The sequence below is a fragment of the Aeromonas sp. 1805 genome, from assembly GCF_013085525.1.
Taxonomy (GTDB): Bacteria; Pseudomonadota; Gammaproteobacteria; order Enterobacterales; family Aeromonadaceae; genus Aeromonas; species Aeromonas hydrophila.
The window spans coordinates 2,118,040-2,134,060 of the sequence record NZ_CP038515.1 but is presented as its reverse complement, the minus strand read 5'-3'; the positions used below and the strand labels follow the sequence as shown (position 1 = coordinate 2,134,060).

At 63.1% G+C, this 16,021-nt stretch carries 12 protein-coding genes; 5 read left to right on the top strand and 7 right to left on the bottom strand.

Features of this window, described 5'->3' with window-relative positions:
* Positions 1 to 275: 275 nt before the first annotated feature.
* The 5 genes from argH to argC all read right to left on the bottom strand — a co-directional run bounded on the left by argH (position 276) and on the right by argC (position 6,153).
* Positions 276 to 1,661 carry an argininosuccinate lyase gene (gene argH / locus E5E96_RS10175; RefSeq protein ID WP_171282075.1) on the bottom strand — a complete coding sequence of 462 codons (1,386 nt, stop codon included), beginning with the start codon at positions 1,659 to 1,661 and terminating at the stop codon, positions 276 to 278.
* Positions 1,662 to 2,115: 454 nt separating this feature from the next.
* A complete protein-coding gene (locus tag E5E96_RS10170; protein ID WP_016349361.1) occupies positions 2,116 to 3,351 on the bottom strand; it encodes an argininosuccinate synthase in 1,236 nt (411 codons plus the stop codon).
* A gap of 54 nt (positions 3,352 to 3,405) precedes the next feature.
* On the bottom strand, positions 3,406 to 4,317 hold the full coding sequence (locus tag E5E96_RS10165) for an ornithine carbamoyltransferase (protein WP_171282074.1): 912 nt from the start codon (positions 4,315 to 4,317) through the stop codon (positions 3,406 to 3,408).
* A 25-nt stretch (positions 4,318 to 4,342) separates the two neighbouring features.
* Positions 4,343 to 5,122 carry an acetylglutamate kinase gene (gene argB, locus E5E96_RS10160; RefSeq protein ID WP_139389503.1) on the bottom strand — a complete coding sequence of 260 codons (780 nt, stop codon included), beginning with the start codon at positions 5,120 to 5,122 and terminating at the stop codon, positions 4,343 to 4,345.
* Positions 5,123 to 5,145: 23 nt separating this feature from the next.
* Positions 5,146 to 6,153, bottom strand: a complete 1,008-nt coding sequence (argC, locus tag E5E96_RS10155) for an N-acetyl-gamma-glutamyl-phosphate reductase (protein WP_171282073.1) — start codon at positions 6,151 to 6,153, stop codon at positions 5,146 to 5,148.
* Between the two features lie 268 nt (positions 6,154 to 6,421).
* Here argC and argE point away from each other — a divergent pair, with 268 nt between their 5' ends.
* From argE to E5E96_RS10140, 3 genes are all read left to right on the top strand, one after another.
* On the top strand, positions 6,422 to 7,567 hold the full coding sequence (gene argE / locus E5E96_RS10150; protein WP_171282072.1) for an acetylornithine deacetylase: 1,146 nt from the start codon (positions 6,422 to 6,424) through the stop codon (positions 7,565 to 7,567).
* Between the two features lie 215 nt (positions 7,568 to 7,782).
* Positions 7,783 to 10,416: a phosphoenolpyruvate carboxylase gene (ppc, locus tag E5E96_RS10145; RefSeq protein WP_005308531.1), complete on the top strand. Its 2,634-nt coding sequence runs from the start codon at positions 7,783 to 7,785 to the stop codon at positions 10,414 to 10,416.
* Positions 10,417 to 10,525: 109 nt separating this feature from the next.
* Complete coding sequence (locus E5E96_RS10140; RefSeq protein WP_171282071.1) at positions 10,526 to 10,924, top strand: hypothetical protein; 399 nt, start codon at positions 10,526 to 10,528, stop codon at positions 10,922 to 10,924.
* Between the two features lie 144 nt (positions 10,925 to 11,068).
* Here E5E96_RS10140 and E5E96_RS10135 read toward each other — a convergent pair whose 3' ends face one another.
* Positions 11,069 to 13,537 carry a bifunctional aspartate kinase/homoserine dehydrogenase II gene (locus E5E96_RS10135; protein WP_171282070.1) on the bottom strand — a complete coding sequence of 823 codons (2,469 nt, stop codon included), beginning with the start codon at positions 13,535 to 13,537 and terminating at the stop codon, positions 11,069 to 11,071.
* The gene (gene metB / locus E5E96_RS10130; protein ID WP_171282069.1) at positions 13,537 to 14,700 is read right to left on the bottom strand and encodes a cystathionine gamma-synthase; all 1,164 of its coding nucleotides are present in this window, start codon (positions 14,698 to 14,700) and stop codon (positions 13,537 to 13,539) included. Before metB ends, E5E96_RS10135 begins: the two co-directional genes overlap by 1 nt.
* A 208-nt stretch (positions 14,701 to 14,908) precedes the next feature.
* Between metB and metJ the strand changes: the two genes are divergently transcribed.
* Together metJ and E5E96_RS10120 are read left to right on the top strand one after the other, a co-directional pair.
* Positions 14,909 to 15,232 (top strand): met regulon transcriptional regulator MetJ, encoded by a 324-nt coding sequence (gene metJ, locus E5E96_RS10125; RefSeq protein WP_005308521.1) that lies wholly within the window; start codon positions 14,909 to 14,911, stop codon positions 15,230 to 15,232.
* Positions 15,233 to 15,267: 35 nt separating this feature from the next.
* Positions 15,268 to 16,020, top strand: coding sequence for an AraC family transcriptional regulator (locus tag E5E96_RS10120; RefSeq protein WP_139389501.1), 753 nt, complete (start codon positions 15,268 to 15,270; stop codon positions 16,018 to 16,020).
* Position 16,021: the final 1 nt, after the last annotated feature.

Genomic DNA, 16,021 nt, shown 5'->3' with positions numbered 1-16,021 from the left:
GGAGAATCAAATATATATTCAATAAAATCAATGAATTGCCATAAGTGTGGCAATCCATTCTATGGATATTCTGTGAAGCCATTCAGAGTCACAATAGCGTACCAAAGCAATTGTCCATTCTGTGGAACAGCAGTATCGGTATGCGGATATAACAATGGTGCCTCTATTGATTCGGTGTTACCCACTAATTCGGTAGAGCTAAAAGCGGTGTAAATCAATAAAGAAAGGGAGCAACGATAGCTCCCTTCTCCTAATTGTTTCCTTTCTTACCTTAATCAACCGATCCGCTTGGCCAGCCACTGTTCTGCGGCGGTAAGGGCCGCTTCTACCTGCTCGCGGGCAACGCCGCCTTTGGCAACCCGCTTGGCCAGGGTCGCTTCCAGTTCCAGATTGGGGTAGACGTCGAACTCGATCACCGGGCTGAAGCGCTGGAACTCGCCGATGGTCAGCTCCTCCAGCGGCTTCTTCACCTGGATCGCGTAGACCACGGTCTCGCCGACGATATGGTGCGCCTCGCGGAACGGAATCCCCTTGGCCACCAGATAGTCCGCCAGCTCGGTGGCGTTGGCGTAGCCGCCCTGGGCCGCCGCCATGGTGCGCTCGCCATTGACCTTCAGATCGATCAGCACCAGCGCCGCCATGTCGAGGCAGTCGTGCCAGGTGTCGAGGGCATCGAACAGCCCCTCTTTGTCTTCCTGCATGTCCTTGTTGTAGGCCAGCGGCAGCGCCTTCAGGCTCATCAGCATGCCCATCTGGGCGCCGACCACCCGGCCGGTCTTGCCGCGAATAAGCTCCAGCGCATCCGGGTTCTTCTTCTGCGGCATCAGCGACGAGCCTGAGGTGACCGCATCGGACAGCTCGACAAAGCCCGCCTCACCGGTGTTGTAGAAGATGAGATCTTCGGCAAAGCGCGACAGGTGGGTCATGGAGAGGGACGCTACGTGCATCAGCTCCACCACGTGATCCCGATCCGAGACCGAATCCAGGCTGTTGCGGGTGGCGCCGGCAAAGCCCATCTCGAGCGCCAAGGCTTCGCGGTCGATGGCATAGGCAGTGCCCGCCAGCGCGCCGCAGCCGAGCGGGCTGGTGTCGAGGCGCTTGAGGGCATCCTGCAGCCGGGAATAATCCCGCTCCAGCATCTCCACATAGGCCAGCGCCCAGTGGGCGTAGGTGACCGGCTGGGCCCGCTGCAGGTGGGTGTAACCCGGCAGCACGGCAGCCTGATTGGCACGGGCAGAGGCCACCAGCCCCTGTTGCAGGGCGGTGATGGAGCCGAGCAGCAGCTCGCCCTGCGCCTTGCACCAGAGTTTCAGGTCGGTGGCGACCTGATCGTTGCGCGAGCGGCCGGTGTGCAGCTTCTTGCCGAGATCGCCGACGGCGGCGATAAGCGCACTCTCAACCCAGGAGTGAATGTCTTCCGCATCCGAGATCAGGATCTGCTGAGGATCCTGCTGCACCGAGGCGAGCAGCACTTCCATCGCCTGCTGCAACTTGCCCTGCTCATCGGCGGTCAATACACCCACTTTCACCAGCGCGCGGGCCCAAGCCATGGAGCCCTGAATATCCTGCTCCGCCAGCCGGTAATCGAACCGCAGCGAATCGTTGAACTGCTTGAACCGGCTATCTGCTCCCTGACTGAAGCGTCCACCCCAAAGTGCCATACTGCTCTCCTTGAATGCGTTGTCGGCGGCGCCCTTGCGCCTGCCGTACTGGCGCAGCCCCTTGGTCTGCGCGCAAAAATCTTGCCCTGTATTTTTCTGCATAACAGTGCGGTGGTGAGCGACGCTGTTGCCGTTGAACATGTCACATCCAGCAACTACGAACCGCTCCCCTCTCCCTCCGGGAGAGGGCTAGGGTGAGGGTAATTCCCCCTCATCCCCGACCCTTCTCCCCTTGTTTTTCCAGCAGGCGGGAGAAGGGAGAAAATCCGTCAGCATCATATTCACACAGCCCCTGTTATCGCACAGAAGCGGCCGGGGCGCTGCCGCTCTTGTCACACCGCCGATGATGGCTCAGGGGCCATGCCCTCTGCCTATAGAAGAGGGGGCCATGCCCTCTGCCTATAGAAGAGGGGGCCATGCCCCCTCAACGGAATCAACGGGTTATCGCGCTTGCTTAGCCGTGGGTGTGGTCACCGCCGATGGCCTGATGCTGCTCCTTCATGGCGCGGATCCGGCTGGCCAGGGTGTAGAGACGGATAAAGCCTTCGGCATGGCTCTGGTCGTACACTTCGTCGGCGCCGAAGGTGGCGAAGTCTTCGGAGTAGAGGCTGTTCGGCGACTTCTTCTGCACCGCGGTGACCTGACCCTTGTACATCTTCAGCACCACTTCACCGTCGAGATCCTCGGCAATGGCGTTGGCAGAGGCGACGATGGCCTTGCACAGCGGGGTGAACCAGCGACCGTCATAGACCAAGTGGGAGAACTCGGCACCCAGCTTTTCCCGCCAGGCGCGGGTCGGGCGATCCAAGACCAGCTCTTCCACGGCGCGCAGTGCGGCGACCATCACGGTACCACCCGGGGTCTCGTAGCAGCCACGGGACTTCATGCCCACCATCCGGTTTTCGGTGATGTCGATGCGGCCCACGCCGTGCTTGCCGGCACGCTCGTTCAGGGTCATCAGGATCTGGTGCGGGCTGAGCGGCTGGTCGTCAACGGCCACCACTTCACCCTGGGCCACGGTCAGCTTGACGTACTCCGGCTGATCCGGTGCCTGCTCGGCGGGCACGGTCCACTGCCAGACCGCTTCGGACGGCTCGTTCCAGGTGCTCTCCAGCTCGCCACCCTCGGTGGAGATATGCCAGGCGTTGGCATCACGGCTGTAGATCTTCTTCAGGGTCGCCTTGCAGGGGATGTTGCGGGTCTCCAGGTAGGCCAGCAGATCTTCCCGGGAGCGCATGTCCCACAGACGCCAGGGGGCAATCACTTTCAGCTGGGGCGCCAGCGCGGCGACCGCACCTTCGAAACGCACCTGATCGTTGCCCTTGCCGGTGCAACCGTGGGAGATGGCATCGGCCCCTTCCGCCAGCGCGGCCTCGACCATCGCCTTGGCGATCACCGGACGGGCCATGGAGGTACCCAGCAGGTAGGTGCCCTCATAGACGGCGCCGGTCTTCAGGGTCGGGTAGACGTACTCTTTGACGAACTCTTCCCGCAGATCCTTGACGATGCACTTGGTGGCGCCGGAGGCGATGGCTTTTTGCTCGATCCCTTCCAGATCGTCACGCTCCTGACCGACGTCGGCGACGAAGGCGATGATCTCCGCATCATAGTTTTCCTTCAGCCAGGGAATGATGGCCGAGGTATCCAGTCCGCCCGAGTAAGCCAGTACGATCTTGTTGATTCCGCTCATTTACTTCTCTCCATGATGATTCGATAAAAGGGTGTTATTTGGGGTCGGTTGCCGTTATTTGTGCCCAAGCAGGGTCAGCAGCACGGCGTTCTGGATATGCATCCGGTTTTCTGCCTCGTCCATGATGAGGGAGCCAGGCCCGTCCATGACCTGAGAGGTGATCTCCAGCTCCCGGTGCGCCGGCTGGCAGTGCAGCACGTGCTGGATGCCGGTACGGTCGAGCAGGGCCTGGTTGATCTGATAAGGCATAAAGATATCTTTTACCTGCTCCATTGGCGTGTTGTCACCCATGGAGACCCAGGTATCCGTGTAGGCCACGTCAAACCCTTCGATGGCCGCCACGTCATCGCTGATGTGGATGGTCGCACCGGACTGGGCCGCCAGCGCCTGGGCCTGCAGGAAGATCTGGGTATCCGGGCCGTGGCCTTTCGGGCAGACCAGAGTCACGTCGGTGCCCAGCGTCGCCCCCAGCAGCAGCAGGGAGTGGCTGACGTTGTTGCCATCGCCCAAATAGGCCAGCTTCACCTTCGACAGATCGCCGTAGTGTTCGCTGATGGTCATGAAGTCGGCCAGCCCCTGGCAGGGGTGGTAGAGGTTGCACAGGCTGTTCACCACCGGCACTGTGCCGTGCTCGGCCAGCTCGACCAGGGTCTGGTGATCGAACACCCGGGCGACGATGGCATCACACCAGCGCGACAGGTTGGCGGCGAAATCCTTCACCGATTCCCGCTTGCCGAGCGCGCCGTTCTGCTGATCCAGATAGACGCTGTGGCCGCCCAGTTTGGCGATGCCGATGTCGAAGGTGACCCGGGTACGCAGGGAGGGTTTCTCGAACAGGGTGACCACGCTCTTGCCCGCCAGTGCCTGGCCGTACTTTTTCGGATCGGCCTTGACCGCTTTGCCCAGGGCGATCAGCGCCTCAATCTGGGCTTTGTTCAGATCACTGTCTTTCAGAAGATGTTGCATCGGATGTTCCTTGTTCCGGTGGAGATCAGAGGGTGACCTGGGTGCCGACGGCGCCGCCAGCCAGTAGCTTGAGCAACTGATCCGGGTAGCGCCAGCTGGCAACACAGACCGGTTTGCCCAGGGTCTCGGCGGCATGCAGGGCGGCTTTCACCTTGACCGCCATGCCGTCACTGATCACCCCCTTCTCCATCAGATCCAGCGCGGTCACCTTGTCGAGCTGGGGCACCAGCTTGCCCTTGCCATCCAGGATGCCGCTCACATCCGACAGCATCACCAGGTCGGCGCCCAGCGCCTCGGCAATGGCGGTGGCCGCCTGATCCGCGTTGACGTTCATCAGCTGCCCGTCGGCCGTGATGCCGATGGAGCTCACCACCGGCAGGAAGCCCTGAGCGAGGATGCCCGCCACCAGCGCCGGGTTGCCCGGCTGGCAGTCACCCACGGCACCGAGTGCCGGGTCGAGCTGGGTCACCTGGCACAGACCGCCGTCCGCCAGGCAGAGTCCCACCGCCGGAATGTCGGTGGCGATGGCCTTGGCCATCATCATCTTGTTGGCGGTACCGGCCAGCGCGCCGGCGATGAAGGGGATCTGCTCGAACGGGGTCACCCGCAGACCGTTCTTCTTGGTGGAGGTGAGACCCAGCCCCTTGAGCAGGTCATCCACCAGGCAGCCGCCGCCGTGTACCAGCACCAGGGGTCTGTGCTGCTCGTCCAGAAAGGTCTTGAGGGTGGCGAACAGGGCGGTCAGCGCCTCGTCGTTTTCGATCAGTGCGCCACCCAACTTGATTACCAGAGTCTGCTTGTCCATCGTTGCGATCCTTCCTTGAGTCCTTAAATCAGGCCGGTGGCCGGTTCAAATCCAAACTTGATATTTATGCACTGCATGGCCTGGGAGGCGGCGCCCTTGAGCAGGTTGTCGATGGCGGAGACCACCACCAGCATGTTGCCCTGCTGTTGCCAGGCCAGATCGCAGTACGGGGTGCCCGCGACACCACGGATGGAGGGCAGCTGGCCGGTCAGACGCACCAGCGGCTTGCCCTCGTAGGCCTTGAGGTAGGCCTGATCCACCTGGGTCGGCGTCACGCCATCCGCCAGCTGCACATAGATGGTGGCCAGGATGCCGCGCACATAGTTGCCAAGGTGGGGCTGGAACAGCACCTCCTTGCCGAGGTGGTGGCTGATCTCCGGCTGATGCCTGTGATTGAAGGTGCCGTAGGGATTGAGGCTCACCTCGCAGAAGCTGGTGTTGATGGCCGCCTTGCGACCGGCACCGGAGACCCCGGAGACGGCGTTGATGATGGGCTGCCACCCCTTGGCAATCAGTCCTGCCTGCTGCAGCGGCTTGAGGGCGCACAGGGAGGCGGTCGGGTAGCAACCGGGCACGGCAATCAGCTGGGCCGCCTTGACCGCTTCGGCATTCCACTCGGCAAGGCCGTAGGCGGCCTGATCCAGCCACAGCTGGCTCTCGTGGGTGAAGCCGTAGTAGGAGGCGTAGAACTGCTGATCCCTGACCCGGAAGGCGCCGGAGAGATCGAACACCGGCAGCCCCTTGGCCAGAAACTTGGGTGCAAGCTCGACGCTCACCTCGTGGGCGGTGGCCAGCAGCACCAGATCGGCCTGGGTCAGGATCCGGGTCATGCCATCCTCGTCCAGCGGCAACAGCGGCTGATCCAGCGCGCCGACCCACTGGGGATGCAGAGAAGAGAAACGCTTGTGGGCGTCCTGGCTGCCGGCGGAAACATAGAGGCCGAACAGCTTGAGTTGTGGATGGTTCTGGACCAGGGCGGCCAGCTCGGCTCCCGCGTAGCCACTGGCACCGACGATAACGGTGTTAAGCATGTTGAGTATTCCAAGTCAGAGTTCGAGATTCACAGCATGGTGCTGCGGTGCACAAGGGGGTTCGATGCCCCATGCACAAGTGCGGAGGGGCAATTCAGGCGGGTGTGTGTCGTCGGTTATAGATCAGGTGACAGAACATTAACTTTCCCTTACAACTAGAAGCCTTGTCGATGAGCCACGTATTCAGGCAAACTTACAGAATATTCATGCACTCACTTTGCATTTGTATTTTCTAACAGAAACATTCCGGGGAAGCAAGGAGGAGCAGGTGGCCAATCTGGATTTTTTTTCACTCTACAAGAATATTATTGCGATTCCGTCCATCAGCAGCACGGATCCCCGCTGGGATCAGAGCAATGAGGCGGTGATCCGGCTGCTGGCCGACTGGTTCGGTCAGCTCGGTTTTCAGTGCGAGGTGACCGCCCTGCCCGATCTGCCGGGCAAGTTCAATCTGGTGGCGACGATAGGTCAGGGTGAAGGGGGGCTGCTGCTGGCAGGTCACACCGATACGGTGCCGTTCGACGAAGGCGCCTGGCGCAAGGATCCCTTCAAGGTGACCGAGGAGGGCAACCGCCTCTATGGCCTCGGTACCATCGACATGAAGGGCTTCTTCGCCTTTATCGTCGAGGCACTCAAGGAGATCGATCTCAAGATGCTCAGCAAGCCGCTGCGCATCCTCGCCACCGCCGATGAAGAGACCACCATGGCGGGGGCCCGCGCCATCGCCGCTGCGGCTGAGCTGAAACCCGACTATGCGGTGATCGGCGAGCCGACCGGACTGGTGCCGGTGGTGGCCCACAAGGGGCACATGTCGGAAGCCATCCGCATTACCGGCAAGAGCGGTCACAGCTCGGATCCCGCCAACGGCGTCAACGCGCTGGAGATCATGCACCAGGCCATGGGCCAGGTGCTCAAGCTGCAGCACAGCCTGAAGGAGAAGTACGCCGACCACAGATTCGCCGTGCCGCAGCCCACGCTGAATCTCGGCTACATCCAGGGGGGCGACAGCCCGAACCGCATCTGCGGCTGCTGCGAACTGCACATCGACATGCGCCCCACCCCGCAGGTGGGCCCAGACGAGCTGATGGGGATGCTGAAAGAGGCGCTCTCCCCCATCGAGATCCACCAGCCGGGCTGCCTGCACCTGCAGCACCTGCACGAGCCGATCCCCGCCTACGCCTGCGTCGATGACTCCGAGCTGGTGCGCGAGGCCGAGCGGGCAAGCGGGCGGGCCGCCGAATCCGTGAACTATTGCACCGAGGCCCCCTTCATCCAGCAGCTCGGTTGTGAAACCATAGTGCTGGGCCCCGGCCACATCGCCCAGGCCCACCAGCCGGACGAATATCTGGATCTGTCGTTCGTCAAACCGACCACCAGCGTATTGCAGCACCTGATCCGCCGTTTCTGTCTCTGAATTGACGGGAATGTAAGTAAGTTACATGACATCGCACCTCGGGACAGGTGATGGAAATACATGTTCTGAATCGGCCTGTTATTTGACCTTGCGCAGACAATCTGGGTAGATTGTCACCCTAAGATGACGGAGCATATGTTGTAATCGCACAACAATAAGTGAGGTCGTCTCTCACCCCGGATGGGTGTCAGGCACCAACAAGATAAGGATGTGGAATGAACGAAAAGTACGCCGCACTACGCGCCAACGTAGGCATGCTGGGTCAACTGCTGGGCAAGTCCATCAAGGATCATCAGGGACAGGCCTTCCTCGACAAGATCGAAACCATTCGCCAGCTGGCCAAATCCTCCCGCAAAGGCAATGAGACAGACCGGGAACGTCTGCTCGATACCCTGCGCAACCTGAGCGATGACGAGCTGCTGCCGGTGGCCCGCGCCTTCAGCCAGTTTCTCAACCTGGCCAACGTGGCCGAACAGTTCCACACCATCTCCCGTCGCTGCGAAGAGCAGGTCTGCACCCCGGATCCGCTCGAGCAGATGTTCGACAAGCTGAAAGCCTCCAATCTGTCGCAGGAAGCCATCATCCAGGCCGTGCGCGAGCTGGACATCGATCTAGTGCTGACCGCCCACCCCACCGAGGTGACCCGTCGCACCCTGATCCACAAGCACGTGCAGCTCAACGACTGCCTCGAGGCGCTGGAACTCTCCGATCTGCTGCCCCGCGAGCGGGACAAGATCCTCAATCGCATCGAACAGCTGGTCAACCAGGCCTGGCACACCAACGAGATCCGCGAACAGCGCCCGACCCCGGTAGACGAGGCCAAGTGGGGCTTTGCCGTGGTGGAAAACAGCCTGTGGCCGGCCATCCCCGAATTCATGCGCAATCTGGACGAGCGGCTGCAACACCACCTGGGTGTGCGGCTGCCGCTGGATGCCGCGCCGGTCAAGTTCACCTCCTGGATGGGTGGTGACCGCGACGGCAACCCCTTCGTCACCGCCAAGGTGACCGCCGAAGTGCTGGAGCTGGGCCGCTGGATGGCGGTGAGCCTGTTCTACAAGGACATCAAGGAGCTCACCTCCGAGCTCTCCATGTCCGACTGCACCGACGCCGTGCGCGAGCGGGTCGGTGATCACCCCGAGCCTTACCGCGCCCTGGTACGCGAGCTGCGCGAACAGCTGCGCGAGACCCAGGAGTTCCTCACCGCCAAGGTGCAGGGCCAGGCGAGCGAGAGCCGGGATCTGGTCAAGACCACCGCCCAGCTGCGCGAGCCGCTGGAGCTCTGCTACCACTCCCTGCACGCCTGCGGCATGGGCAACATCGCCGATGGCATGCTGCTGGACGTGCTGCGCAAGCTGGCCTGCTTCGGCATCCATCTGGTCAAGCTGGACATCCGCCAGGATGGCGAACGCCACGGCCAGGTCTTCTCCGAGCTGACCCGCTACCTCGGCATGGGTGACTACGCCGAGTGGAGCGAGGACGACAAGCAAGCCTTCCTGCTCAACGAACTCAACTCCCGCCGCCCGCTCATCCCGACCGACTGGGAGCCGAGCGACGAGACCCGCGAGACCCTGGATACCTGCAAGGTCATCGCCCAGCACGATCCCGATGCGTTCGGCATCTACATCATATCCATGGCTGGCGCACCGTCCGACGTGCTGGCGGTGCAGCTGTTGCTGAAAGAGGCCGGCTGCAAGTTCCGCATGCCGGTCGCCCCGCTGTTCGAGACCCAGGAAGACCTGATGGCGGGCACCGCCGTGATGGAGCGCCTGCTGTCGGTGGACTGGTATCGCGGCTACATCCAGGGCCGTCAGTACGTGATGATCGGCTACTCCGACTCCGCCAAGGACGCAGGCATGATGGCCGCCGGCTGGGCCCAGTACGCCGCCATGGAATCCCTGGTGGCACTGGCCGAGGCCAACAATCTGCGCCTCACCCTGTTCCACGGCCGTGGCGGTACCGTCGGCCGTGGTGGCGCCCCCGCCCATCAGGCCATCCTGTCGCAACCGCCAGGATCCCTGCGCGGTGGCCTGCGGGTGACCGAACAGGGCGAGATGATCCGCTTCAAGTTCGGCCTGCCGAAGGTCGCCATCCAGAGCCTCAACCTCTACACCAGCGCCGTGCTGGAGGGGAACCTACTGCCGCCGCCCAAGCCCAAGGAGTGCTGGCGCGCCGTGATGGAGCAGCTGGCCTCTGTCTCCTGCGATCACTACCGCAGCATAGTGCGTGGTCATCCGGACTTCGTGCCCTACTTCCGCGCCGCCACCCCCGAGATGGAGCTCGGCAAGCTGCCGCTCGGTTCGCGCCCCTCCAAGCGCAAACCCAACGGCGGCGTCGAGAGCCTGCGCGCCATCCCCTGGATCTTCGCCTGGACCCAGAACCGGCTGATGCTGCCGGCCTGGCTCGGCGCCCACAAGGGGCTGCAGCAAGCCATCGCCGACGGTCAGAAGGGCGTGCTGGAAGAGATGAGCCGTCAGTGGCCCTTCTTCCGTACCCGCCTCGAGATGCTGGAGATGGTGTTCCTCAAGGCTGACGTCTGGCTGGCCGAGTACTACGACACCCGGCTGGTGCCCAAGGAGCTGTGGGGCCTCGGCAAACAGCTGCGACAGGAGCTTGCCGACTCCATCCAGGTGGTGCTGGAGCTGCGCCCGCAGGGCGACTTGCTCGACGACCAGCCCTGGATCAAGGAATCCATCAAGCTGCGCAACCCCTACACAGACCCGCTCAACGTGCTGCAGGTCGAGCTGCTGGGCCGCTCGCGCAACCATGCCGAAACTCTGCATCCCGAGTTGGATCAGGCGCTGATGGTCACCATCGCTGGTATTGCCGCAGGTATGCGCAACACAGGTTGATGGCTGACAGGCTGCAACGCATATAGAAAAAGGGCGCCATATTGGCGCCCTTTTCGCAGGTATTTGATTGCCGCATAATCGCCTCATCTTCAACGGAGGACACCTGTCCATGCGCCTGCTCTGTCTGCTGGCTCTCTTCGCCTCTTTCACGGCGAGTGCTAATAGCGCCGATACCATCGCGGTCTGTGATGGGCTGATAACCAAAGCCAAAACCTATTCTTCCATACCGCCGGCCACCCTCAAAAAGCTCAGGGACTTGACCATGGAGGCAACACTGGAAGATTTCCGTCAGGAGTATGGTTCCGCCGTCGATGATGCTATGACTCAGCTGCTGGCGACCAACCTCTCTCGGGAGCAGGCGCAATTCCAGCTGCTCCGTCAGCTGCGCATCTTTCAGGGCATGTTGATCAACATGGGGTTGAACCTGAATGGGGTTGAGGATCCCGCCCCATGGGAGAAGTTTCGTCAGGACTGCATCGCCTCAAACGGCCAGTGGCCTGCCATGTGATTGCCTGCACTGCACTTATTGCTCCCCCTTGCCCCTCGTGTCTACTTCAGGTCGTCACTTAAGGGATATCCTCTCGCAAAATGACTGACCCGCAATGAGAAGAGGCGCCACTGGCGCCTCTTTGACTGAATGGCTTGTCCGCTGTTACAGGCTGGCACATATCTGCCAGAGATCGTACTGGATGGCCGCTGCCGTCACTTCCCGACCGGCGCCCGGCCCCTGGATGACCAGTGGGTTGGTGCGATAGCTGTCGCTCTCGATGGCGAAGATGTTGTCGCACGGCAGCAGGTTGGCGAACGGGTGGTGGGGCTCCAGCGCCTCCAGCCCGACCCGCGCCTTGCCGTCGTGCTCGAAGCGGGCGACATAACGCAGCACCTTGCCGACCCGGCGCGCCCCCTCGAAGGCGGTCTGGATCGGGTCATCCAGCTCTTTCAGGCTGTCCATGAACTGATCCGTGCTCACCTTGCGCAGGGAGACAGGTACCAGATTCTCCAGCTCGATGTCGGCGGAGTCGAGCTCGAAACCCGCCTCCCGCGCCAGGATCAGCAGCTTGCGGCGCACATCCTGGCCGGAGAGATCCTCGCGGGGATCCGGCTCGGTCAGGCCGTGCTGCCACGCCTCGTCCACCAGTTCGGAGAAGGGGCGAGTGCCGTCATACTGCTGGAACAGCCAGGAGAGGGTGCCGGAGAAGATGCCGGAGACCCCCTGAATGCGGTCGCCGCTCTGGCGTAGCATCTGGATGCTGGACTGGATCGGCAGCCCGGCGCCCACGGTGGCGTTGTAGCGCCACTGCACCTGATGGTCGCGGCAGGTCTGCTTGATGCGCTGGTAGAACTCGCTGTCGGCGGCGCCGGCAAACTTGTTGGCGGCGATGATGTGAATGCCGAGCTGGGCGAAGTCCGGGTAGTAGCGGCTCACCGTCTCGCTTGCGGTCATGTCGAGGGCAATCAGGGTATCGAAGCCGTGCTGCTCCAGCTGGGCCAGCAGTTCGGGCCAGATCAGCGCTTTGGGATTGAAGTTGTCCTGCACCTTGAGGGGGTTGAGCCCCTCTTCATCCAGCAAGCCCCCTTCCGAGCTGAACACCCCGTAGAGGGTGAGCGCCAGGTTCAGTTCATGCTCGAGCCGCGCCTTCTCGCGGGCATAGAGGTTGAGCCAGTGACCACCGATGTTGCCCTTGCCGAACACCACCAGCCCGACCCGGTTCGGGCGGCTGAACAGGGCGCTGTGCAGGGCGATCAGCAGTGGCTCCAGCACCACCTGGCGCAGCACGGCCACCAGGCTCAGGCCATCTTTGGCCACCTGCACGAACTCCAGCGGCTGATCCGCCAGCAGCTGGTAGAAGCGGTGGCACTGCTCGGCGTTGTCGGTGACGCCGGCCCCCACCAGCGCCACCAGGCTGTAGCCTTCGCGCTGGATAAGACCGGTGAAGCTGCCCTGCAGCTGGAAATCGCGCAGCAGCTCGAACGCCCCCTGTGCCACCTCGAGGGTGTAGGCGAGGCGCAGGATCCGGCGATCCGGCTGGCGCTGCAGGGTGAGCGGGTTGAGGCGATGGCGGGCCAGATGGGCCTCGATGGTGGCCACCGTCTGCTCATAGTTTGTCTGCGGCAGTACCTTCAGCTCGATGAGAGCGATCTGATCCACCGAGGAGACGATGCGGGCGCCGCCGGAGCGCGGGGCACGGCGCAGGATGTGGGTGCAACCCTCGTCCGGGTTGTAGCTGCAGCGCAGGGTGAGGCGCTGGCGGCTGTCGGCCACCGGCTGCAGGGTGCGCGAGTGCAATACCGAGGAGCCGAGGCGGGCCAGCTCGTTCGCCTCGGCGAGGCTCAGGCGCTCCAGCAGGCGCGCCTCCTTCACCCGGCGCGGGTCGGCGCTGTAGACCCCGGCCACGTCGCTCCAGATGGTGGTGGATTCGCCGTCCGCCAGCAGGGCCAACAGGCTGGCGCTGTAGTCGGAACCGTTGCGACCGAGCAGCAGGGAGCGGCCTTCCATGTCGGCGGCGATAAAGCCGGTCACCACGATGCGGCCGGCGTGTTCCGCCAGCCGCGCCTTGAGCAGTTCGCTGGACAGCGCGGTATCCACCTTGACCAGGGCGCCATCCTCGGCGCGCAGGAAGCTGCGGGCATCGAGCCAGATGGCCTTGTCGCCGCGACTGGTGAGCAGGGCCGCCAACAGGCGCGCCGACCACACCTCGCCAAAGGCGAGCAGGCCGTTGCGCTCGAAGCGGTCAAACTGTCCCTCCAGGGTCTTGGCGATCAGCTGCATGTCGTCGGCCAGCTGCTGGCTCAGCTCGAGGTGAAGCTCCCCTTCCAGCAGGCCGTCGATCAGGCTCTGCTGATAGGCCTGCAGGGCCGAGATGGCCTCGCCGGCGGCTTCATCGCCTGCTTCGGCCAGCTCCACCAGCTGGATCAGCCGGTTGGTGGTCTTGCCGGCGGCGGAAACCACCACCAGCTCTCGTCCGCCCCCCTGCTGCTCGGCTTGTTGTTCGAGAATGCTGGCGACCCGGCGATAACAGACCGGATCCGCCAGACTGCTGCCACCGAATTTGTGGACGTGACGTCGCTTCAAGCCTGCTTCTGTTGCCACCGCGATCTCTCCTTGTTGCTGCTGTTCCATTACTTCGCCACCTGCTGTGCCTGTGCAAACGCCGCGGCCAGATCGGCCACCAGATCCTCACCGTGTTCGATACCGACCGACATCCGCAGCAGTTGGCTGCTGATGCCTGCCGCCTGCTGGGCGGCCGGGGTCATGGCCCTGTGGGTCATGCTGGCCGGATGGGCCACCAGACTCTCCACCCCGCCGAGGGATTCGGCCACCGAGAAGAGAGTGAGGGCCGCCAGGAAGGTGCGAATGCCCGCCTCATTGCAATCGAGCTCAAAACTTAGCATGGCGCCGAAGCCGGACTGTTGACGGCGCGCAATATCATGGCCCGGATGGCTCGGCAGGCTGGGGTGATAGATGCGCTTGACCAGCGGTTGCTGCTGCAGGAAGGCGAGGATGCGGTCGGTGTTCTCCTGATGGGCGCGCAATCTGGGAGCCAGGGTGCGCAGACCGCGCAGGGTGAGGTAGGAGTCGAACGCCCCGGAGGTGAGTCCCAGACAGTTGGCCCACCACACCAGGGAGTCGGCCAGCTCGGGATCCTTGGCGATCGCCACCCCGCCCACCACGTCGGAGTGGCCGTTGATGTACTTGGTGGTGGAGTGCACCACCAGGTCCGCCCCCAGCGCCAGCGGCTGTTGCAGCAGTGGCGAGAGGAAGGTGTTGTCCACCGCTACCTTGGCGCCCGCCGCGTGGGACGCCTCGGCGATGGCGGCGATATCCACCACCCGCAGCAGCGGGTTGGAGGGGGTCTCCACCCACACCAGCGCGGGCTGCTGGGCCAGCGCTTCGGCCAGTGCCGCCGCGTCCCCCTGATCGACGAACTGTACCCGGTAGTGGCCCTTGGCCGCCAGGTACTCGAACAGGCGCCAGGTGCCACCGTAACAGTCGTGGGGGGCGATCAGCAGATCCCCTGCCTTGAGCAGGGCGGTGGTGACCAGATGAATGGCCCCCATGCCGGTGCCGGTCACCACGGCGCCGGCGCCCCCTTCCAGCGCCGCCAGCGCGTCCGCCAGATTGGTGCGGGTCGGGTTGCCGGAGCGGGCATAATCGTATTGACGGGGCTCGCCAAAGTCGGCAAAGGTGTAGTTGCTGGAGAGGTAGATGGGCGGCACCACGGCACCGTGCTGTGTGTCTGTCTCAATCCCGGTGCGTACTGCCTGGGTGGCCTTGTGGGTCATGTCACTCTCCTTGATGTCTCTTCACACGCTGGCATGCTATTTCTGCCACGCGCCATCCCGCCATTGCAGGCTCATGGTGAACCACACTACGCCAGCTTAAAAAGGCCGTCAACACTTCTAGACGTCTAAATGGCTTTGCTGTTGGATTGCCATTAAATTCCTTAAGGGTTAAAATCCGCGCTCACGGCTAAATGAGAACAGGTGGATCATGGGTACAGAGTGGAACGGCGACTACGTCAGCCCCTACGCGGAACACGGTAAGAAGAGCGAACAGGTCAAGAAGATTACCGTCTCGATCCCGCTCAAGGTGCTGAAGGTGTTGACCGATGAACGCACCCGTCGCCAGGTGAACAACCTGCGTCATGCGACCAACAGCGAGCTGCTCTGCGAAGCCTTCCTGCACGCCTTCACCGGTCAGCCGCTGCCCTGCGACGAAGATCTGCGCAAGGATCATCCGGACAGCGTCCCTGCCGAGGCGCGTGCCATCATGGAAGCGCTGGGCAAAGAGATCGAAGATTTCGACGCCGAGTAATCCTGCAGCAGATGCCAAACAGCAAACCCCCTTCGATGACGCGGCCCCAGGCCGCGTCATCGCTATCCGCCCCTTTCAGCCTGCGTCGCTACCAGAGCGACGTCTGCAGCCACAGCCACGACCATGCCCAACTGGTGATCCCCCTCGACGGTCCCATCGAGATCGAGGTGCAGGGCCAGGGGCGGCGGCTTGCGCCCGGCTTTGCCTGCATCATCGCCCCCGGTGAGCGGCACGACTACGCCGCCGATCCGGCGCTCTCGTTTCTGGTGCAGGAGAGTCACTGGCTGCCCGGCGAGCTGGGCGAGCGCCCCTTCATCGAGCTGGACCAGGCCCAGCGCCACTACCTCGCCTTCCTGCACCGCATGGTGGCCGATGGGCGCCACGTGGCCGGCATGGAGCAGGTGTGGCTGGGTCTGCTGGCAGAGGCGCAGCAGGCAGGCTCGCGCGGCCGTGCCCGCCTCGCCCCGCGCATCGGCAAGGTGCAGCGTCATATCGAGGCGCATCTCGCCGAGCCCCTCAACAACGAGCAGCTGGCCGCCATCGCCTGCCTCGGCCAGAGCCAGTTCAAGCACGCCTTCCAGCAGCAGGTGGGGATGAGCGTCTCCCACTACATCCGGGCGCGGCGCATGGCGCTGGCGCGTACCCTGCTCGCCCACACCGCCCTGCCCGTCGGCGACGTGGCCAGCCGCTGCGGTTACCAGAATCAGGGGGCCTTCGGCGAGCGCTTCCTGGCCGAAACCGGACTGACCCCTTCCCGCTGGCGCCAGCAAAACGGCCGCTTGCCGTAAC